Here is a 19,884-nt window from a genome sequence, read left to right as displayed (position 1 = left end):
CTGAGGCTGCCCAGTCGTGGGCACTGGGGGCATCGGGGATGTCGATGATCCGGCACCGGTTCAGCAGCGCGAAGGTCGTGGCCGCGCTCGGCGGCCTGGTCGGCCTTGTGGGTGTCGTCGGCATGCTCCTCGGCATGCTCCTCGGCATGCTCCTCGGCATGCTCTTCGGCCCGCTTCCGGGCGCCGTCGCCGGCGCACTGCCGCAACCGGTGACGCGAGCTGCGGTGGCGCCTCCCGACGCCAAGCCGGTGACTGCACCGATCCCGGTCGCCCAGCCCCCGGCCACGGACCCTGTGGTGACGCAGGCGGCCGTGTTGCTGACGCCCGAGTCGGGGCCCGTGAGCACCACCGTGACCGCAAGGACCCAGGGATGGTGCTCCGCGGATCTCTCCTTCGTCTGGACCGAGTCGAGGCAGCCCTGGGGCGAGACGGTTCTAAAGGACGGGTGGTTCACCGCGACGACCACTGTCCCCCCGGAGTTCTCGCCCGGCTCGCACGAGGTCAGCGTCCTCTGCGCCGGCGACCACCCGCTCGACTGGGAGCCGGCCGCCTTCATGGTGGTGCCACCGACGGTGTCGGTCGACCCGCTCGAGGGCGATGTCGGAACCGTGGTCTCGGCGACGCTTCCCGGCTCCTGCCCCGGAGACGTCACGGTCTCCTGGGACGGCGATCCCGCTCTGACTTGGGGGACCGCGGAGTCGCGAGACGGGGCTTACCGGGCGACCACGACAGTGTCACGTGGGCTCTCCACGGGGAGTCATCGGGTCACCGCCTCGTGCACGGTCTACGGCAAGGTCCTCTTCTCGTGGGAGTCGGAGGGATTCACCGTGACGGTGGCGACCAGGCCACCTGACACGACCTCGACGCCCGTCCCGCGCGTCGTCATGCGCCCCGACAAGGCGACAGCCGGCGCGGACGCCACGGCGGAGGCCTCCGGCTTCGTGTGCGGCCAGGTCGTCTTCCTGTGGGACGACGTCGGGCGTGCTGGCGCCTCGCCGGTGGCCGCCGACGGCACAGCCGGCACCACCGTCACCGTGCCGTCGGCGTTCACCGGCCGGCACACCTTGGTCGTGCGGTGCGAACCTGCGACCGACCAGGTCGCCCGCACCGACTTCACGGTCGAGCCGGCCGGCTCCCAGGTGACCACCACGACCGACGTGGGCAGCAGTGACACGGCAGACCAGGAGCAGGGCGGAATCGTGACACCGTGGGTCTGGGTCGCCGTCGTGCTCGCCGTCGTGCTCGTCGCTGTGCTCCTTCTTGCCGCCTTCCTGACTGCGGTGGCGCTGCGCGGTCCACGTAGCCGCCGGTGGGTCCGCGGCCACGTGCGGGTCATGCCGGGTCGTCGCGCCGCCGACGGCATCACCATCGTCGACACGCCGGTGGATCCCCGCGGGCCTGAGGTCAGCGTGCGCCTCGAGCCGCATCCGCATCCGGGAGAGCACGTCATCGAGGAGATGGGGACATGAGCGCACCAACAGGACCGGGCCGACTCACGATGCGGATGATCCTCGGCGCCGACCGGGAGGCCGAACGAGGAGAGGTCGTGGGTGCCCTGCTCAGCGAGAGGAAGGCCGCCTCGGGGGCGCTGCACGGCATACGGTCGCTGTCGACGGCGGCGCTCGAGTCCGTCGACCGGGAGGTGGGCGCCGTCGTCGAGGACCTGCTCGACCTCGACGTCGCCGACGTCCTCGTCGGGTGCTGGCGCAAGCACCGCGCCCTCACGGCGGCCGCCAGACGGACCCTCGCCACTCCGGGGAGCGAGGAGGTCGTCGACATCGCCAGCCGGCAGGTGCGGGCCGGATACGACCCCGACGTCGACCTCCTCGTCGACGGGCGCACCGTCAAGACCTTCCGATTCACCCTCGAGCTCGTCCTCGACGCCAGCGGACTCGCTGCCATCGTGCGCCACGGCGACCTCGTCGGCATGCGGGGTGGGGCCTGTGACGTGACTGCGACGCTGAGCTTCGAGGGCGAACAGCTGCTGCGCCGGCAGGCCCATCTCGACCCCGCCCTCCTCGTCCGGTTCGACCCGCCGCTCGACCTCGTCGACCCGCAGGCGCTGCCGGGGGCGGAGCGGAGCACCGCTGCACTGCCGTAGGCTGTTGCTTCGTGGCTGTTGATTTCACCCTGGAGCTCAAGGACCTGCGCGCGACGATGGACTCGGTGCGCAACGTCACCGACCTCGAGGGCCTGGGGAGGCGGATCGCCGACCTCGAGGCGCAGGCCTCGGCGCAGGACCTGTGGGACGACCCCGAGAAGGCCCAGCAGGTGACGAGCGCCCTCTCCCGTGCCAACTCCGAGCGAGACCGCGTCCTCGAGATGGACCAGCGCATCGAGGACCTCGAGACGCTCGTCGAGATGGGCACCGAGGAGTCCGACCAGGCGACGATGGACGAGGCCGAGCGCGACCTCGTCCAGCTCAAGAAGGACGTCGGCGAGCTCGAGGTCCGCACCCTGCTCTCCGGCGAGTACGACGAGCGCGAGGCGGTCGTCACGATCCGCGCGGGCGCCGGCGGCGTCGACGCCGCCGACTTCGCGGAGATGCTCATGCGGATGTACCTCCGCTGGGCCGAGCGCCACGGCTACCCGACCAAGGTCATGGACACCTCGTATGCGGAGGAGGCCGGCCTCAAGTCCGCGACCTTCGAGGTCAACGTGCCCTACGCCTTCGGCCACCTGTCCGTCGAGGGCGGGACCCACCGCCTCGTGCGGATCAGCCCGTTCGACAACCAGGGCCGCCGCCAGACGAGCTTCGCCGCCGTCGAGGTCATCCCGCTCATCGAGAGCGACGACTCGATCGACATCCCCGAGAACGAGCTCAAGATCGACGTCTTCCGCTCGTCGGGCCCGGGTGGCCAGAGCGTCAACACGACCGACTCGGCCGTCCGAATGACGCACATCCCCACGGGCATTGTCGTCTCGATGCAGAACGAGAAGTCCCAGATCCAGAACCGCGCGGCCGCCCTGCGGGTCCTCCAGTCGCGGCTGCTGCTCCAGCGTAAGGCCGAGGAGGCCGCGGTCAAGAAGGAGATGGCCGGCGACGTCAAGGCGAGCTGGGGCGACCAGATGCGCTCCTACGTCCTCAACCCGTACCAGATGGTCAAGGACCTCCGGACCGAGTACGAGACCGGCAACCCGAGTGCGGTCTTCGACGGCGACATCGACGGCTTCATCGAGGCCGGCATCCGCTGGCAGATCGCCCAGAAGAAGGCCGCCGTCTGAGCGACCGCTGACGTGGCGCGGCCCGCGCCGCGCCACGCCCGACACGGGCGGTAAGCCCGGGTTTCGCGCGTCGGCGCCGTAGCCTCGGAAGGCAGCCCAGCGGCATACGGGCAGATGTATGCCGCTGAGCGCAGTCCCAGCCACGTCGTCGTCCCGCAGGAGCCGAGGCCCGTCGCATGATCCTCTTCGACCACGTCACGAAGACGTATCCCCGGACGAAGCGGCCCGCGCTCGCGGACGTCTCGCTCGAGGTCCCACGCGGCCAGTTCGTGTTCGTCGTCGGCAAGTCCGGCTCGGGCAAGTCGACGATGCTCCAGCTGGCCATCAAGGAGCAGGACCCGACCGAGGGCACGATCCTCGTCGGCGGGCGCGACCTCGCCGAGCTGCCCGAGCGCAAGGTGCCGGCCCTGCGCCGCGAGATCGGCTGCGTCTTCCAGGACTTCCGCCTCCTGCCCAACAAGACCGTCTTCCAGAACGTCGCCTATGCCCTGCAGGTCCTCGGCAGCTCGCGGTCGCGGATCCGCCAGATCGTCCCCGAGACCCTCGAGCTCGTCGGCCTCGCCGGAAAGGAGAAGCGCCTTCCGCACCAGCTCTCCGGCGGCGAGCAGCAGCGTGTCGCCATCGCGCGGGCCTTCGTCAACCGGCCGCCGATCCTGCTCGCCGACGAGCCGACCGGCAACCTCGACCCGGCGACGAGCCTCGAGATCGTCCAGCTGCTCGACCGGATCAACCGCACCGGAACGACCGTCGTCATGGCGACGCACGACACCGTGACCGTCGACGCGATGCGCAAGCGCGTGATCGAGCTCGACGACGGCGTGGTCATCCGCGACCAGGAGACGGGGGAGTACACGACCGGCGCCCTTCCTCGGGTCGTCGTCCAGGCTCCGGCGGCGCCCGACTCCGCCGAGGCTGCGACGAAGGGCGCGGACGAGCGCGTGGACGAGCGCGTGGACGAGCCGACCGAGGGGGTCGCGGCCGACCCGACCGATCAGCCGGCGGAGGAGACCGCGGCCGAGCCCGCGGCGGAGACCGTCGGCGTGCCCGAGGCACAAGAGGCCCCGGCCGCGGACGTTCCTGAGCGGCAGCCTGCTGACGAGGCGGCAGCCGCGCCCGTCGACGACACCGCCCCCGAGCCCACCACCGAGCCCACCCCCGAGCCCACCACCGAGCCCACCACCGAGCCCACCCCGGAGCCGGAGCGCGCGCCGGAGCCCGAGGCGAAGGCCGAGCCCCAGGCGAACGCCGAGCCCGCGCCGAAGTCCGACGACGCCGACGACGCGGCGCCGGCTCCCCAGCCCCCTGTCCGCGTCGGCCTGTTCCGCCGCCGCAAGGCGCGTCCCACGGCCCAGGCCGTCGAGCACTGAACGAGAGACCGAGCGAGACCCGCCATGCGAATCCAGTTCCTCCTCGGGGAGATCGGCAACGGCCTGCGTCGAAACCTGTCGATGGCCGCGTCCGTCGTCATCGTCACGATGATTTCGATGTACCTCCTCGGCCTCGGCCTCATGGGGCAGCGCCAGGTCGACACCATGAAGGACTACTGGTACGACCGCGTCCAGGTCACGGTCCTGCTCTGCGCGGAGAAGACCCGCTACACCAACTGCGCGGGTGAGCCGACGACCGACGCCCAGCGCACGGCGATCCGGTCCGAGCTCGAGGCCCTCAAGCCGACGGTGAAGGAGGTCTTCTACGAGACGCGCCAGCAGGCGTTCGAGCGGTTCAAGGAGACCTACCGCAACTCCCCGCTCGCGCGGGCGGGTGAGTCGTACTTCGCCGACTCGTACCGGGTCAACCTCAATGACGCGTCGAAGTTCGACGTCGTCGCGAGCTCGCTCAAGGGCATGCCCGGAGTGGCCGACGTCCAGGACCAGAAGAAGCTCCTCGAGAAGTTCTTCACGTTCATGAACACCGTTTCGTGGGCGGCGATCGCCCTCTCGTCGCTCATGGTCGTCGCCGCGGTCATGCTCATCGCGACGACGATCCGGCAGACCGCCTTCAGCCGGCGCCGCGAGACCGGGATCATGCGCCTCGTCGGGGCCTCCAACTTCACGATCCGCTTCCCGTTCGTCATGGAGACGGTGATCTCGAGCGCCCTCGGTGCGGTCCTCGCCGTGGGGATGCTGTGGGCCACCGTCCAGTACGGCGTCGTCGGGTTCCTCGGGGAGACGCTCACCGACACCGCGTTCATCGGCGTCGCCGACGTCGTCGCCGTGGCCCCGTGGATCGTCGTCGGGGTGGTGCTGCTCTCGACCGTGACGTCCTGGGTCGCCCTGCGCCGCTACCTGCGGGTCTGATCCCACCCCACCAGCCCCCGGGTCGATGTTTTCGGCGGTCGCCGGTGACCGCCGAAAACATCGATGCGGGGGTTTTGTCCGGCAAGGGGGTGCCCATCCGGTGTGACCTGTGGTACCAATGAAATCTATGTGGCGCATGAGGCGATCCGATCGGGTGACGCCGACGGCCAAGATCACAGCCGTCGGGCTCGTGCTCGCGTGCACGGTCTCGCTCGGGACGGCCCTCGTCGCCCGCGCCGACTCCGTCTCCGACCAGAAGAAGCGCAACGACAAGCGCATCGCGGCCCTGGGCCAGCAGCTCGAGGGCACGAACGCCTCGCTCGCCCGGGCCTACGTCAACCTCGAGAAGACGAAGGCCGCCCTCCCCGTCGCGCAGCAGCGCCTCTCCGCGGCGCAGCAGGCGCAGGCGCAGGCCGAGCAGGCGCAGGCCCAGGCCGAGGACGTCCAGGCGAGGGCCGAGGCGGCCGAGGCGAAGGCCCGCGCACACAACGAGGACGTCGCCCAGAAGCTGGCGGTCGCCCAGGCCAACGCGCAGCGCGCGGTCGAGCGGCTCGCCAAGAGCTCGAGCGAGCTCGTGACGTCGCAGGACGCCCTCGACGCGTATGCCGCGGAGGTCTTCCAGGGGCCAGGGCCCGACTCCCAGCTCGGCATGGTCTTCGGCGGAACCTCGCCGCAGGACCTCGCCGACCGGCTCGTCATGGCCGACACGGCGAGCACGGTTGCGAGCGACACGATCGACAAGCTCGCCGCCATGACCGCCGACAACACCTCGACGCGCGCCTACCTCACGGCCGTGCGCGCCGAGATCGCCGAGCTCAAGCGTCAGGCCGAGATCGCCCTCGCCAACGCTGAGGCGGCGACCGCGGCGGCGACCGCGGCCAAGGAGCAGGCGATCGTCGCCCACAACAACGCGGTCACGGCGACGAGCAACGCCGCCACGGCGAAGTCGCAGCTCGACGCACTCAAGGCCCAGCAGACCGCCTACGCAGCCGACCTCGCCACCGAGCGCGCCAACGAGCAGGCCGAGCTCGACGCGGCCCGGGCCGAGTCCGCGCGCCTGCAGGCCATCCTCGTCGAACGGGCCCGTCAGGCGAGGATCGCCGAGCAGAAGCGGCTCGCCGCCCTGCGGGCCGCTCGCGAGCGCAAGATCCGCGAGGAACAGGCGAAGGCAGCGGCCGCCGCAGCCCAGGGCAAGACCTACACCCCGCAGGTGCCGCCCCCCGTCCAGGGCGACACCACCCAGTCGGGCTATCTCTCCTACCCGGCAAACGGCCCCACGACCTCCGGGTTCGGCATGCGCTGGCACCCGATCCTGCAGAAGTGGATGCTCCATGACGGCCTCGACTGGGGCATCCCCTGCGGGACCCCCGTGTATGCCGCTGCCCCCGGTGTCATCATCCGCGCCGGCTGGCGCGCGAGCGGGTGGGGCAACCAGATCCTCATCGACCACGGCATCCACCGCGGCGTCGACCTCGTGACGAGCTACAACCACCTGTCGAGCATCGTGACGTTCGGCGGAAGCGTCCGGCGGGGCCAGCTCATTGGGTACTCCGGGACGACGGGGTACTCCACTGGCTGCCACCTGCACTTCGGCGTCTACGAGGACGGCATCCCGGTCAACCCACGCATCTGGCTCTGAGCCGCACGGCTCATGACCGATCCTCCGACGGATACCGCTCCGGGCGAAACTCGATCTCGGGTCGGCGCGCCTTCGGGGTAGCGTTGGCACGCTGCCGTGTGATGCGGCGGTGAGTCGAGCTCAACGAGTTGGAGGGACGGTCCGGTGCCGAAGGAGAAGGGGCGATCGCTCGTCGCGAGCAATCGCAAGGCCCGACACGACTACCACATCGAGGACACCTTCGAGGCGGGCATCGTGCTGAGCGGCACCGAGGTCAAGGCGCTGCGGATGGGCCGCTGCTCGCTCGTCGACGGCTTCGCGATGTTCAGCGGCGACGAGCTCTACCTCGAGAACGTCCACATCCCCGAGTACCTCAACGGGACGTGGAACAACCACGCGCCCCGGCGCCGCCGCAAGCTCCTCCTGCACCGGTCCGAGCTGACGAAGATCGCCCACAAGACGCGTGAGAGCGGCCGGACGATCGTCCCCCTGTCGCTCTACTTCAAGGACGGCCGCGCCAAGGTCGAGATCGCCCTGGCGACCGGTAAGAAGGCCTACGACAAGCGCCACGCCCTTCGAGAGCGACAGGATCGGCGTGAGGCGGAACGCGCGTTGAGCGCGGCGCATCGAAACCGGTGACCGGAGCACTTCGGTCAATCTCCCGCAGCAGCCGCCCCTCAGGCCAGAGCCAGGACAGGGAATCGATGACGACACGCCCGACCCGCCCGATTCGCCGGAACCTTCACACCGGGCGCGAGCGCCGACGTGGGTCGCTGCCGGTCCTGGCGCGGCTCGGGCTCGTCCTCGCGACGGCTTTCCTCGTTCTCTTCCCCGCGGGGGCTGCGCAGGCCGCGACGGGCGAGGGGATGGACTCGTACACAGCCGCCTACGACCTCCAGAAGGACGGCAGCGTCCAGGTCAGGGAACGGATCACCTGGCGCTTCCCGGCGGGGGAGGAGCGCCACGGGATCTTCCGCAACATCATCGTGCGGATGGGCGTCTCTGGCCAGGATGGGAAGTACCGCTACTACGACATGACCGACGTCGCCGTGTCGAGCCCCTCGGGGGCTCCCGACGCGTTCCAGGTCAGCGACAACGGGGCGGCGCGTGAGATCCGCATCGGCAGCGCCGACCAGTACACGAGCGGGACCCAGGTCTACGACGTCAGCTACACGCTCCACAACGTGCTCAACCCGATCGCCGGCCAGGACGGGGCCGCCAACACGGTCGAGTTCTTCTACAACGTCTTCGGGACCAACGAGTTCACGCCGCGCGACAAGGTCTCCGTGACGGTGAACGCGCCGGCCGCCTCGACGAAGGTCCTCTGCTACCAGGGCGCGGCCGGTGCGACGACCCCCTGTCAGGGGACAACGGGCAACCCCTCGACCTTCTCCGCAGCCTCCCTGGCCTCGGGTGACGCGATGACCGTCGTCGCCTCCTACCCGGCCACGGCGTTCGACAACCCCCGTCCCGACATCCGCGACGGCAGCAGCGACACCTCGCTCGGCTCCGGCGCCGCCTCGGCCGCCAACGCCGCCGCCTGGGTCGGGGGCATCGGCGCCCCTGTCGTCGCCCTGGCTGTCATGGGCACGCTGGTGTGGACCCGCGGGCGCGACGAGCGCTACGCCGACGTCACCCCGGGCCTGACGCCGGCGGCGGGCACGGCCGCCGAGGCGCCGACCACACGTGGGGGCCGGACCGTCGTCGCCGTCCAGTTCCAGCCTCCGGCCGGCGTCCAACCGGGGATGGTCGGCACAATCATCGACGAGACGGCCAACCCCATCGACGTCTCCGCGACGATCATCGACCTCGCGGTGCGCGGCTACCTGCGCATCGAGGAGGTCGACGGCTCGGGCCCGTTCAGCCGGACGGACTGGAACCTCACGCAGCTGCCACCGCCCGCCGACGACCGGCTCCTGCCCTACGAGCGCAAGCTGCTCGACGGGATCTTCGCGTCCCGCGGCGACGTCGTGGCGCTCTCTGAGCTCAAGAACCACTTCGCGTCGACCCTGAAGTCGATCCAGTCGGCGATGTACGAAGAGGTCGTCCGGCGCCACTGGTTCCGGTCCTCGCCGCAGGTGCAGCGCGGTGTCTGGCAGGGCCTCGGGCTGGCGCTCGCCGTCATCGGCGGCCTCATCCTGTTCTACGGCCGCGGTGCGATCCAGGCCGTCCTCGGCTCGGGGTTCACCGGCGGCGTCGCGCTCGGGGTGGGACTGCTCCTCGCGGGTGGCATCACGTGGATCCTCGGTGGGCGGATGGCGGCCAAGACGGCGGAGGGCTCCGCGGTGCTCGCCCAGTCGCTCGGCTTCAAGGAGTACCTCACCACGGCCGAGGCCGGGCAGATCGCCTTCGAGGAGGCGAGCAACATCTTCAGCCGCTACCTCCCGTATGCCGTCGTGTTCGGTGTCGCGGACCGGTGGGCCAAGACGTTCGCCGACGTGGCACGCGCCGCGGAGGCGGCCAACCAGCCGCTCATCATGCCGACCTGGTACGTCTGGAGCGGCAACGTCTTCCCCGACTTCACGAGCATCGCCAACGGGGTCGACAGCTTCTCGACGACCTCGACCGGCACGTTCACCTCGACGCCCGGGTCGTCCGGCGCCTCCGGTTTCGGCGGGGGTGGCTTCAGCGGTGGTGGTGGCGGAGGCTCCTCGTCCGGCTCCTGGTAGCGCCCGCAACCCGACCCTGCCCCGACCCTGCCCGACCCTGCCCGGACCCTGCCTGCCCCTGCCCGGACCCGGCCCGGACCCTGCCATGTGAACGCGGTGTTCGTTCGCGAACTCAGCGGTATACCGCTGAGTTCGCGAACGAACACCGCGTTCGGTTGTCGGGGTGAGTGGCGTGCCGCCGTGTTGGAGAGACCGAACACTGCGTTCGATGTCGAGATCAGCGGTGCACCGGCGCGTTCGGCACCGAACACTGCGTTCGGTGGTCGAGGTCAGTGGTGCACCGGCGCGTTCGGCAGCGAACGAGTCGTTCGGTCTGCGGGCTGGTGGCGAGCCGCCGGGACGCGGGCGGACAGCAGCGCGAGGACGGCGCCGATGCCGGCCACGACGCCACAGAGGGGCCAGAGCAGACCGGGCCGGGCGGCATACACCATGCCACCGATCGGCGCGGCCAGCATCGTCCCGCTCGTGGCAGCGCCCGTGTAGAGGCCCTGGTACTGGCCGACGAGGTGCGCCGGGGCGGCGTCGAGGACATGGGCCGTCGCGGTCGTCTTGTAGAGGATCTCCCCGGCGGTCAGCACGATCATGGCGACGGCCGCCGCGGTGGCGACGCCGAACCACGGCACGCCGAAGAGGGTGAAGCCGACAGCGACGAGGAGGTAGCCCGTCGCGATGATGGGGATCGCCGGCCGCTGTCGGAGCCAGACGGCGACCGGGATCTCGAGGAGCAGGATGAGGCCCGAGCCGACGGCGATGAGGACCGTGTAGAGGCCGAGCGGCTGCCCGGCGTCGCGCAGGTGAAGGGGGAGCGTGGAGTACAGCTGCCGGTAGACGATGTCGACGAGCACGACTGCGGGCAGGAGCACGAGCAGGCCCGGGCTCCGGCGCACGGAGGCCCACAGGCCGTGCGTCGCGCCGGGCTCGGGTCGCACGGGAGCCTCCTCGGGGAGGAAGCGTGACGTCACGTGGCGCAGCACGAGGGTGACGACACCGTCGATGACGAAGAGCGCGTCATACCCCCGGGCGGCGATCAGCGCCCCCACCGGAGGGCCGATGACGAAGCCGGCGTTGGATGCGGCGCGGCTCACGGCCACGGCCGAGCGTCGCGACCCGGGCGTCACCGCGAGCGCCGAGAGCGCGCCCCGGCTGAGCGACGCCACGGCGCCGAGGTAGCCGGTCAGCGGCATCGGGATCGCGAGCAGCCAGACGGGCTGCCAGGGGATGAGCGCGGTGACGACACCGACGATGCTCGCCGCGAGGAGCAGGACACGTCGATGACCCAGCTGGTCGCCGTACCGGCCACCGGTGACGTTCCCGAGGAGTGCGCCGACGCCGTTCGCGCCGGCGACGAGACCGGCAGGCACGACCCCGAGGCCACGCGGGCCGGTCAGGTAGAGAACGAGGAAGAGCATGAGGAACGAGCTCGCCGAGCTGACGAACCGCCCGGCCGCGAGGACCCAGACGACGGTGGGCAGGTCACGGAGGGAGCGCATGGGGACATCTCAGGACAGTCAGTCTCTTTTGTGAACTGACATACGATGGGCTCATGAGCAGGAGACGTCCCGACCCCGGCGACACGTGCGGGATCGCCCAGGCCGTCGGCGTCCTCGGCGACCCGTGGAGCCTTCTCGTCCTCCGAGACATCGCCGGGGGTCGGACGCGCTTCGACCAGCTCGTCAAGGAAACAGGCATCTCCCGCAAGGTCCTGACCGAGCGGCTCGAGTCCCTCGTCGCGGACGGCGTGCTCGAGCGTCGGGCCTACCACCAGCACCCGCCGCGGTTCGAGTACGTCCTCACGGCCCGCGGACGCGGGGCCCTGCCGGTGCTCGCCGCCCTCCAGGACTTCGGCGACGCCTGGATCCTCGGCGACGGCCGGCCGAGCGCGACCGCCGCTATCGACGCCGCCGAGGTGCGGCGGGTCGACGCGCTCGTCGGTGAGCGGGTGCCGCACCTCGTCTCCCTCGACCCGGTCACGGCCGCAGGCCTCACCGTCGTCTACTGCTATCCCGGCACCGGTTTCCCGGGAGCCGACGAGGTCCCGGCCGGGGTCGGTTGCACCCTCGAGTCCTGCACCTACCGCGACCGTCTCGGCGACTTCGAGGCCCATGGCGCCACCGTCGTCGGCGTGTCCACCCAGCGCCCGAGCGAGCAGGCCGAGTTCGCCCGGCTCAACGGCATACGCTTCCCGCTCCTGTCGGATGCTGCGCTCGAGCTGACGGCGGCGCTCCGGCTCCCGACGTTCCGGGCCGGCGGGACGACCCGGCTCAAGCGGCTCACCCTCGTCGTCGACCACGATCGGGTCGTGCGCGGCACGCTCTTCCCGATCCCCGACGTCACCGGGTCGGTGGAGGACGCCCTGGCCCTCGTGCGTGGACTCGCTCCGTCGGCGTAGGCCGTCCGTGCGAGCCGGTCCGCCGCAGGCGATACCGCCGGCACGCCGGCCGACGGCGAGGGGTATGCCGCTCGGCGGGCGAGCGGCATACCCCTCGTCTGTCGTCGTCAGCCGATCACGACGAGGAGGTCTCCGCCCTCGACCTGCTGGTGGGCGCCGATCGCGACCCGGGAGACGGTGCCGCCGACCGGGCTCGTGATGTTGGCCTCCATCTTCATCGCCTCGATCGTCGCGACGACGCCACCGGCCTCGACGGGGTCGCCCTCGCGGACCGCCAGGGTCACGACCCCGGCGAAGGGCGCGGCGATCTGGCCGGCCGCCCCGAGGTCGGCCTTCTCGGCGGACTTGACGTCGGCCTCGACGTGTCGGTCGCGGACCTGGATCGGCCGGAACTGGCCGTTGAGGGTGCACATCACCGTGCGCATGCCCTTCGGGTCCGCCTCGCCGATCGACTGGACCCCGAGGAGGAGGCGCTTGCCCGGCTCGATCTCGACCTCGTACTCCTCGCCCTGCTCGAGGCCGTGGAGAAACTCGACCGTGCCGAGGACCGACAGGTCGCCGTAGGCCTCGCGCGAGCTCTCGTACTCCTTGGTCGGGCCGGGGAAGAGCAGGTGGTTGAGCGTCCGTCGCGGGTGGTCGGCGAGGGACCGCTCCTGCTCCGGGGTCAGCTCCGTCAGGCGCGGCTTGGCCTGCCGTCCCGCGAGCGCCTTGGACCGGAACGGCTCCGGCCAACCGCCGGGCGGGTCGCCGAGCTCGCCGTTGAGGAAGCCGATGACCGAGTCGGGGATGTCGTACTTCTGCGGGTCGTCCTCGAAGTCCTTCGGGTCGGCACCCGCGCCGACGAGGGCGAGGGCGAGGTCGCCGACGACCTTGCTGCTCGGCGTCACCTTGACGATGTTGCCGAGGATGCCGTTGGCGGCGGCATACATGTCCTCGATCGCCTCGAAGCGGTCGCCGAGCCCGAGCGCCATGGCCTGCTGGCGCAGGTTGGACAGCTGGCCTCCGGGGATCTCGTGGAAGTACACCCGGCCGGTGGGGGAGTCGAGACCCGACTCGAACGGCTTGTAGAGGTGGCGGACCGCCTCCCAGTAGGGCTCGAGCGCGAAGACGTTGTTGATGTCGAGGCCGGTGACGCGGTCGGTGTCGTCGGTCGCGGCGACGAGGGCCGATAGCGACGGCTGGCTCGTCGTGCCGGCCATCGTCGCGGTCGCCGCGTCGACCGCGTCGACGCCGGCGTCGATCGCCGCGAGGAGCGTGCCGATCTGGCCACCCGCCGTGTCGTGCGTGTGCAGGTGGACGGGCAGGTCGAAGCGCTCGCGCAACGCCGTCACGAGGCGCGCCGCGGCGGGGGCGCGGAGCAGGCCGGCCATGTCCTTGATGGCGAGGACGTGGGCGCCGGTCGCGACGATCTCCTCGGCGAGGCGCAGGTAGTAGTCGAGGGTGTAGAGCCGCTCGCCCGGGTTCATGAGGTTGCCGGTGTAGCAGAGGGCCACCTCGGCGACGGCCGTGTTGGTCTCGAGGACGGCTTCGACGGCCGGGCGCATCTGCGAGACGTCGTTGAGCGAGTCGAAGATTCGGAAGATGTCGAGCCCGGTCGCGGCGGCCTCGCGGACGAAGGCGTCGGTCACCGCCGTCGGGTAGGGCGTGTAGCCGACCGTGTTGCGGCCCCGGAGCAGCATCTGGAGGGGGATGTTGGGCATCGCCTCGCGGAGGGCCGCGAGGCGCTCCCACGGGTCCTCGGCAAGGAAGCGGAGCGCGACGTCGTAGGTCGCCCCACCCCAGGCCTCCATCGAGAGCAGCTGCGGGGTCAGGTGGGCGACGTGGCCGGCGACGTGGAGCAGGTCGCGGGTGCGCATGCGCGTCGCGAGGAGCGACTGGTGGGCGTCGCGGAAGGTCGTGTCCGTGACGGCGACCTCCTTCTGGGCACGCAGCGAGCGAGCGAACTCCGCCGGCCCCTGGGCGAGCAGCCGGTCGCGGGCCCCGTGCGGGAGGGGGGTCTCGGGCAGCTCGGGGAGCTTGGAGCGCGGCCGGACCCGGGTCGTCACCGGGCCGTGGGGCTGGTTGACCGTGATGTCGGCGAGGTAGTTGAGCAGGCGCGTCGCCCGGTCGGCCGGGACGCGGGCGGAGAGCAGATGAGGCCTCTCGTCGATGAACGACGTCGTCGCCCGGCCGTCCTGGAAGACGTGGTCGCCGAGGACAGCCTCGAGGAAGGGGATGTTGGTGGAGACGCCGCGGATGCGGAACTCCGCGAGAGCCCTGCGCGCGCGCCGGACGGCCAGGGGGAAGGTCGAGGCGCGGCAGGTGAGCTTGACGAGCATCGAGTCGAAGTGGGCGCTCACCTCGGCGCCGACGAAGACCGTGCCACCGTCGAGGCGGACGCCGCTGCCGCCTGCCGAGCGGTAGACGGTGATGGTCCCTGCGTCGGGACGGAAGCCGTTGGCCGGGTCCTCGGTGGTGATGCGGCACTGGAGGGCGAAGCCCTTGGTGCGGATGTCCTCCTGCCGCAGGCCCATCTGCGCGAAGGTCTCACCCGAGGCGATCTGCATCTGCATGACGACGAGGTCGATGTCCGTGACCTCCTCGGTCACCGTGTGCTCGACCTGGATGCGGGGGTTCATCTCGATGAAGACATAGCGGCCGTCCTCGCCGAGGAGGAACTCCACCGTGCCGGCGTTGACGTAGCCGATGGACCGGGCGAAGGCGACGGCGTCGGCGCACATCCGGGTCCGCGTGTCGGGGTCGAGGTTGGGGGCCGGGGCGATCTCGATGACCTTCTGGTGGCGGCGCTGGAGGGAGCAGTCGCGCTCGTAGAGGTGGACGACCTCTCCGGTGCCGTCGGCGAGGACCTGGACCTCGATGTGCCGCGGGTTGACCACCGCCTCCTCGAGGTACAGGGTCGGGTCACCGAAGGCCGACTCGGCCTCGCGCTGGGCGGCCTCGAGTGCCTCGCGCAGGCCCGACCGCTCCTCGACGCGGCGCATGCCTCGGCCGCCACCGCCCGAGACCGCCTTGACGAAGACCGGGAAGCCGATCTCCTCGCCCGCCGCCTGGAGCGCGTCCAGGTCGGTGCTGGGGGCCGAGCCGCGCAGGGTGGGCAGTCCGGCCTCGCGCGCTGCCGCGATGGCCCGGGCCTTGTTGCCGGTCAGGTGGAGCACCGATGCGGGCGGGCCGATGAAGGTGATGCCCGCCGCCTCGCACGCCTCGGCGAGGAGCGGGTTCTCGGAGAGGAAGCCGTAGCCGGGGTAGATCGCATCGACGTCGGCCTCGACCGCCTTGGCGACGATGGCCTCGTGGTCGAGGTAGGCCCGGACCGGATGGCCCTGCTCGCCGATCTGGTAGGCCTCGTCGGCCTTGAGCCGGTGCTCCGACTTGCGGTCCTCGTACGGGAAGACGGCGACCGTCCGGGCGCCGAGCTCGGTCGCGGCGCGGAACGCCCGGACTGCGATCTCACCGCGGTTGGCGACGAGGACCTTGCGGAACATCGGACCTCCAGGTGTGGGGGTGTGCGTGCTCGGTGGGGTGCGACCACGCGGGAGCGCGGCGCGACGGCCGGTCGACGTCGACCACGTCGGCAGCCTAGTGGCGGTGGGGTCGATGTCCGAGGGCCGCGTCCGATTCTGAGACGGCGGGCGTGGCCGGACGTCCGCTGCCGATCCTGCGTGAGGAGGGGCGCCGTCGGGAATGCCGTGGCTGCCTCGCGCGTTCCTCATGCATACTGTGGTCCAGCAGGACGAGCAGGTTGACAAGTGAACAGCGTGACGTGGACACCCTCACGGGGGTGATCGGTTTCGACGGTGGTCGACACATCAGGGGAAGCGGGTCGAGGATGCAGGGTTATCTCGTAAACGCTCCTTGCACAACAATAGGTGCCAACTCCAAGAGCACCGACTTCGCCCTCGCCGCCTGAGCGAGCCTCGAAGTCCGTCAGCCTGAGGTAGTTTCCGACTCAGTGCCTGGCGTCAGCTAGGAAACTTGCTGCGTAGTCATGTTGGGGGGCTGCGCGGGACTCTTACTCAACTGGGCCTGTCAGGGGACGTGTGCGTGCGAGCCCTGGGGCCGAGAAAAGCCGTAGCGCACTGCACCCGGAGAAGTCCTGGTCTCTCGTCATCGGACGCGGGTTCAATTCCCGCCACCTCCACCACTTCTGTGGTGGCCACGTCACGCTGTCACCGGTCAGACGAGAGGGCACCCCGACCGGGGTGCCCTCTTCGCGTTCCCCCATCCCGTATGCCGCTCAGCCGGCTCGGTGCGTACGGCCCGGTCGCGCCCGACCGGCCAGGAACTCCGGTTCGGAGGACCACGACGAGGACTTCGTGGCCGAACCGTTGGCGTGGGCGCGGGGGTCCGGCGCGCCCTCCACATCCCTCGGCGCGAACGAGCCCATCCACAGTGCGAGGGCGGCCGTCCAGCGGGCAGGCCCGAGCGCGCCGAGAGTCTTGGCATGCCCCGGATCGAGCTGCCGGACCCACTCAGGAGGCGTCCCTTCGCCCTCGGCGACCCGTCGGCCGAGCTGCTCTCGAAGGGGAGGTTGCTCGGCCCTGACCTCGCGCGGCCGACTCGGTCCGTGCGCTCGGCGGTGCCGCTGACGTCGACCGTCCAGCGTGCCTGGGCGTTCGCCCTCGCCATGCCAGAGGACGTGGCCTTCTGCCACGAGACCGCGGCGCGGCTGTGGGACCTTCCGCTGCCTTCGCCGGACGCACCCGACCGGCCGTTGCACGTCATCCGGGACAACCGGCACAACCGGATCCGGCGCACCGGGGTCGTGGGACACCGGGGCCTCGAGTCCCGCTCGATCGCACGGTGTCGCGGCCTGCCGGTCGTCGGCCAGGCCGACACCTGGCTCGACCTTGCCGAGGTGCTCGGAGCAGACGACCTCGTCGTGATCGGTGACTGCATCGCGACACGAGCCCAGTCGGTGGTCCCCCTGGTCGAGGCGCTCCGTCGGCGCAGACGGATGCCGAAGGGCTCGCGCGACCGGGCGGTGCGCTCGCTGCAGTGGGTCAGGGTCGGCGCAGCCTCGGCGATGGAGTCCCGCGCCCGGCTCGTGGTGGTCGGCGCTGGACTCCCCGAGCCGGAGCTCAACGCGACGATCCACGATGCCCTTGGTGAGTGGGTCGCGACGGGCGATCTCGTGTGGAGGAAGCAGCGTGTCGTGGGCGAGTACCAAGGTGAGCAGGCGCATCACGGTCCCCGGGCGCGCCGTGTCGACTCGGACCGCAGGGCCGTCCTCGAGGAGGAACTCGGCTGGACCGTGGTCGAGATCTTCAAGGACGACGTCTTCAACCCCGGCCGGCGTCACCGGCTGGTCACGCGGGTGGCGAGGCACCTCGGGATCGACCCGAGCGAGCTCACGTTGTGATGCGGGCACAGGGCGATCGCCGACATGGAATCGGCCACGACGTCGGGTCACCACCGCGGGTGGGACGGACGTCGTGGCCGATCGCGCGAGGCAAGGCCCCGAGGGGTTTCAGGTCAGGAGGGGTCGGCGGTCGCGCCGGCGCTCTCGGCAGCGATCTGGGCCTTGATCGGCGCCATGTCGAGGGCCTTGACCTGCTCGATGACATCCTGGAGCGCCGACTGCGGCAGGGCGCCGGGCTGCGAGAACACGAGGACGCCCTCCTTGAAGGCCATGAGCGTCGGGATCGACGTGATGTTGGCCGCGGCGGACAGCGCCTGCTCGGCCTCCGTGTCGACCTTGCCGAAGACGATGCCCTCGTTGTCGCCGCTCTCGGACGCCGCGTCGTACACAGGCGCGAACTGGCGGCACGGGCCGCACCAGGATGCCCAGAAGTCGACGAGGACGATGTCGTTGTCGAGAACGGTCTTCTCGAAGGACTGCGCAGTCAGCTCAGTGGTTGCCATGTGTGTGCCAACGGTCCCTTCCCGTGACGTATTCCGAACCGGGATCCCGCCGCCGTATGCCGGTCAGCGCAGTCGCCAGGTCACCGTGACGCTCGCGCCGAGCTCGAGGTCGCCACCCTCCATCGGCATCCCGCCGCCGGAGTCCCGCATGGCCATCGCCATCTTGGGCATCGCGACCGGGGCGACGCCGTTCTCGGCCACCCCGAGGACCTCGCCGAGAGACGCGTCGGCGAGGGCGGCATACTGCTCGGCCTTGTCGCGCGCGTCGGCGAAGGCGGCGTCGCGCGCCCGGCGCAGACCCTCGGAGCGGTCGTCGACGTCGAGACGGACCCCGTCGACGAGCAGGGCGTTGCCGACGGCGGCCGCGGCGGCCTCGAGGATCTCGCCGACGGCCTCGAGCCGCCGCACCGTGACGCCGAGACGCTGCTGCGCCGTGAAGCCGACGGCGGTCCCGGTGTTGTCGTAGCGCTGGTGGACGTTGGCGTCGAGGGTGCGGATGTCGGCGTCGGCGACTCCGGCCTCGCGCACGACCCGGCCGACGGCAGCGATCCCCGCGGACGCCCCGGAGAGCGCCGCGGCGACGTCGGGGGCGTCGTGCCCGATGCGGAGGTCGAGCCGGACCACGTCGGGGGAGGCCGACGCGCGGCCCGATCCCGTGACGGTGACGGTGCGCTTGCCCATGACGGTCTCCTGCTCTCGTGGCGATCCCCGGCCCGGGTGTCGACCCACCGGCACACGGCCCCCACGGGCAACCTACCTACACTGGGCGTGCCATGCAGACCCTTCAGACCAGCGAGCCGGCGACCACCCGCCCTCGCCTCATCATCGCGGCGGCGCTCGCCGTCGTCGTGCAGCTCCTCGTCCTCTACTGGCCCATCGTGACGGTCGAGGGCCCGGTCAGCTGGACCGACAAGGTCGTCCACGTTCTCGTCTTCGCCATCCCCACGTATGCCGTCGGGCGCGCTGTGGGGTCCATCGCCGGGGTGGCGATCGTCTTCCTGGTCCACGCCCCGGTGAGCGAGCTGGTCCAGCACTTCTTCCTGCCCGGCCGCACCGGAGACGTCGGCGACGCAGTCGTCGACATGCTCGGGGTCCTGCTCGGGGTCGCCGCGCTCATGGTCAGGGCGCGTCGGGATCGCTGATAGAATCGGCGGCATCCGACTCCGAGGTCTCCTCGGAACCGATGGACGGGATGGCGCCGGGGACTGCCCGGTGGGCAGGCCCGGCCGGCGAGGTTGACACCCACCCGGACGTTCGCGCAATGGGCGCGGTCCGGCACCCGACGCGGAGCGGATCCGACACCGGACGGCACAGATGCCGGGCACCGGTCCACATGGGGCGCACCAGATGCGCCTGAGGCTCGTCTGGACGGTCGCGTCATCACTCGCGGCTCGAGACGAAGTCTGCTCGAGTCAAGAGAGTTGAATACGCATGTCCAACACGTCCTCCGGCGCGCCCAAGAAGGCCCGCTGGTCCACCGAGAAGAAGACGGCCCGCGCCGGCGCGAAGAAGCCGCACCGCGGCCAGGGCGGCCCGAAGACCGGCCACGCCGGCCGGAGCTCGCGCCCAGCCTCGTCCTCCGCGTCGCACGTCGGCGGCCGCGAGTGGCGGGCCCCGCGCGACGAGCGTCGGGATGACCGCCCGTCGTACAACCGGGACGACCGTGGCGAGCGCGGGTTCCAGCGTCGCGATGACCGCCCGTCGTACAACCGGGACGACCGCGGCGAGCGCGGGTTCCAGCGTCGCGACGACCGCCCGTCGTACAACCGGGACGACCGCGGCGACCGTGGGTTCCAGCGTCGGGATGACCGCCCGTCGTACAAC

The 19,884-nt window shown here is 71.0% G+C and carries 15 protein-coding genes, 1 other RNA gene and 1 pseudogene; 13 read left to right on the top strand and 4 right to left on the bottom strand.

The genetic code is table 11. The annotated features are described in order from the left end of the window. Window positions 1-44: 44 nt before the first annotated feature. From N865_RS22835 to N865_RS17690, 8 genes are all read left to right on the top strand, one after another. Window positions 45-1,469 carry a hypothetical protein gene (locus N865_RS22835; protein ID WP_157557765.1) on the top strand — a complete coding sequence of 475 codons (1,425 nt, stop codon included), beginning with the start codon at window positions 45-47 and terminating at the stop codon, window positions 1,467-1,469. After that, window positions 1,466-2,101 (top strand): hypothetical protein, encoded by a 636-nt coding sequence (locus N865_RS17720; RefSeq protein WP_157557764.1) that lies wholly within the window; start codon window positions 1,466-1,468, stop codon window positions 2,099-2,101. Before N865_RS22835 ends, N865_RS17720 begins: the two co-directional genes overlap by 4 nt. A gap of 11 nt (window positions 2,102-2,112) precedes the next feature. Next, window positions 2,113-3,225, top strand: coding sequence for a peptide chain release factor 2 (gene prfB / locus N865_RS17715; RefSeq protein WP_034808821.1), 1,113 nt, complete (start codon window positions 2,113-2,115; stop codon window positions 3,223-3,225). A gap of 176 nt (window positions 3,226-3,401) precedes the next feature. Beyond that, window positions 3,402-4,592 carry a cell division ATP-binding protein FtsE gene (gene ftsE / locus N865_RS23610; protein ID WP_084328348.1) on the top strand — a complete coding sequence of 397 codons (1,191 nt, stop codon included), beginning with the start codon at window positions 3,402-3,404 and terminating at the stop codon, window positions 4,590-4,592. Window positions 4,593-4,616: 24 nt separating this feature from the next. After that, complete coding sequence (gene ftsX / locus N865_RS17705) at window positions 4,617-5,522, top strand: permease-like cell division protein FtsX (protein WP_034808819.1); 906 nt, start codon at window positions 4,617-4,619, stop codon at window positions 5,520-5,522. A 136-nt stretch (window positions 5,523-5,658) separates the two neighbouring features. Then, window positions 5,659-7,161, top strand: coding sequence for a peptidoglycan DD-metalloendopeptidase family protein (locus N865_RS17700; protein WP_245603829.1), 1,503 nt, complete (start codon window positions 5,659-5,661; stop codon window positions 7,159-7,161). Between the two features lie 144 nt (window positions 7,162-7,305). Next, window positions 7,306-7,779 (top strand): SsrA-binding protein SmpB, encoded by a 474-nt coding sequence (smpB, locus tag N865_RS17695; RefSeq protein WP_034808815.1) that lies wholly within the window; start codon window positions 7,306-7,308, stop codon window positions 7,777-7,779. A gap of 65 nt (window positions 7,780-7,844) precedes the next feature. Then, window positions 7,845-9,809, top strand: a complete 1,965-nt coding sequence (locus tag N865_RS17690) for a DUF2207 domain-containing protein (protein ID WP_084328347.1) — start codon at window positions 7,845-7,847, stop codon at window positions 9,807-9,809. A 269-nt stretch (window positions 9,810-10,078) separates the two neighbouring features. On the opposite strand, the gene N865_RS17685 is transcribed toward N865_RS17690, so the two are convergent. Beyond that, the gene (locus tag N865_RS17685) at window positions 10,079-11,299 is read right to left on the bottom strand and encodes an MFS transporter (protein ID WP_034808813.1); all 1,221 of its coding nucleotides are present in this window, start codon (window positions 11,297-11,299) and stop codon (window positions 10,079-10,081) included. Between the two features lie 53 nt (window positions 11,300-11,352). Here N865_RS17685 and N865_RS17680 point away from each other — a divergent pair, with 53 nt between their 5' ends. Next, a complete protein-coding gene (locus N865_RS17680; protein ID WP_034808811.1) occupies window positions 11,353-12,198 on the top strand; it encodes a winged helix-turn-helix transcriptional regulator in 846 nt (281 codons plus the stop codon). A 107-nt stretch (window positions 12,199-12,305) separates the two neighbouring features. Here N865_RS17680 and N865_RS17675 read toward each other — a convergent pair whose 3' ends face one another. Continuing rightward, the gene (locus tag N865_RS17675; protein ID WP_034808810.1) at window positions 12,306-15,680 is read right to left on the bottom strand and encodes a pyruvate carboxylase; all 3,375 of its coding nucleotides are present in this window, start codon (window positions 15,678-15,680) and stop codon (window positions 12,306-12,308) included. 292 nt (window positions 15,681-15,972) lie between these two features. On the opposite strand from N865_RS17675, the gene ssrA reads away from it, so the two are divergent. Further along, window positions 15,973-16,339: a transfer-messenger RNA gene (gene ssrA, locus N865_RS22375) on the top strand. Between the two features lie 300 nt (window positions 16,340-16,639). Continuing rightward, complete coding sequence (locus tag N865_RS21975; RefSeq protein WP_051510927.1) at window positions 16,640-17,557, top strand: hypothetical protein; 918 nt, start codon at window positions 16,640-16,642, stop codon at window positions 17,555-17,557. 113 nt (window positions 17,558-17,670) lie between these two features. Here N865_RS21975 and trxA read toward each other — a convergent pair whose 3' ends face one another. Then, window positions 17,671-18,060, bottom strand: a complete 390-nt coding sequence (trxA, locus tag N865_RS17665) for a thioredoxin (protein ID WP_034808809.1) — start codon at window positions 18,058-18,060, stop codon at window positions 17,671-17,673. A 63-nt stretch (window positions 18,061-18,123) separates the two neighbouring features. Continuing rightward, window positions 18,124-18,741, bottom strand: coding sequence for an SIMPL domain-containing protein (locus N865_RS17660; RefSeq protein ID WP_034808807.1), 618 nt, complete (start codon window positions 18,739-18,741; stop codon window positions 18,124-18,126). 92 nt (window positions 18,742-18,833) lie between these two features. Here N865_RS17660 and N865_RS17655 point away from each other — a divergent pair, with 92 nt between their 5' ends. Together N865_RS17655 and N865_RS17650 are read left to right on the top strand one after the other, a co-directional pair. After that, window positions 18,834-19,202: a VanZ family protein gene (locus tag N865_RS17655; RefSeq protein ID WP_245603828.1), complete on the top strand. Its 369-nt coding sequence runs from the start codon at window positions 18,834-18,836 to the stop codon at window positions 19,200-19,202. A gap of 289 nt (window positions 19,203-19,491) precedes the next feature. Then, window positions 19,492-19,884 (top strand): annotated as a pseudogene (locus N865_RS17650) (DEAD/DEAH box helicase); the annotation flags it as partial.

The organism is Intrasporangium oryzae NRRL B-24470 (genome assembly GCF_000576595.1).
Taxonomy (GTDB): domain Bacteria; phylum Actinomycetota; class Actinomycetes; order Actinomycetales; family Dermatophilaceae; genus Intrasporangium_C; species Intrasporangium_C oryzae.
The sequence above is the reverse complement of the archived record's forward strand: the minus strand, read 5'-3'. Positions and strand labels throughout refer to the sequence as shown.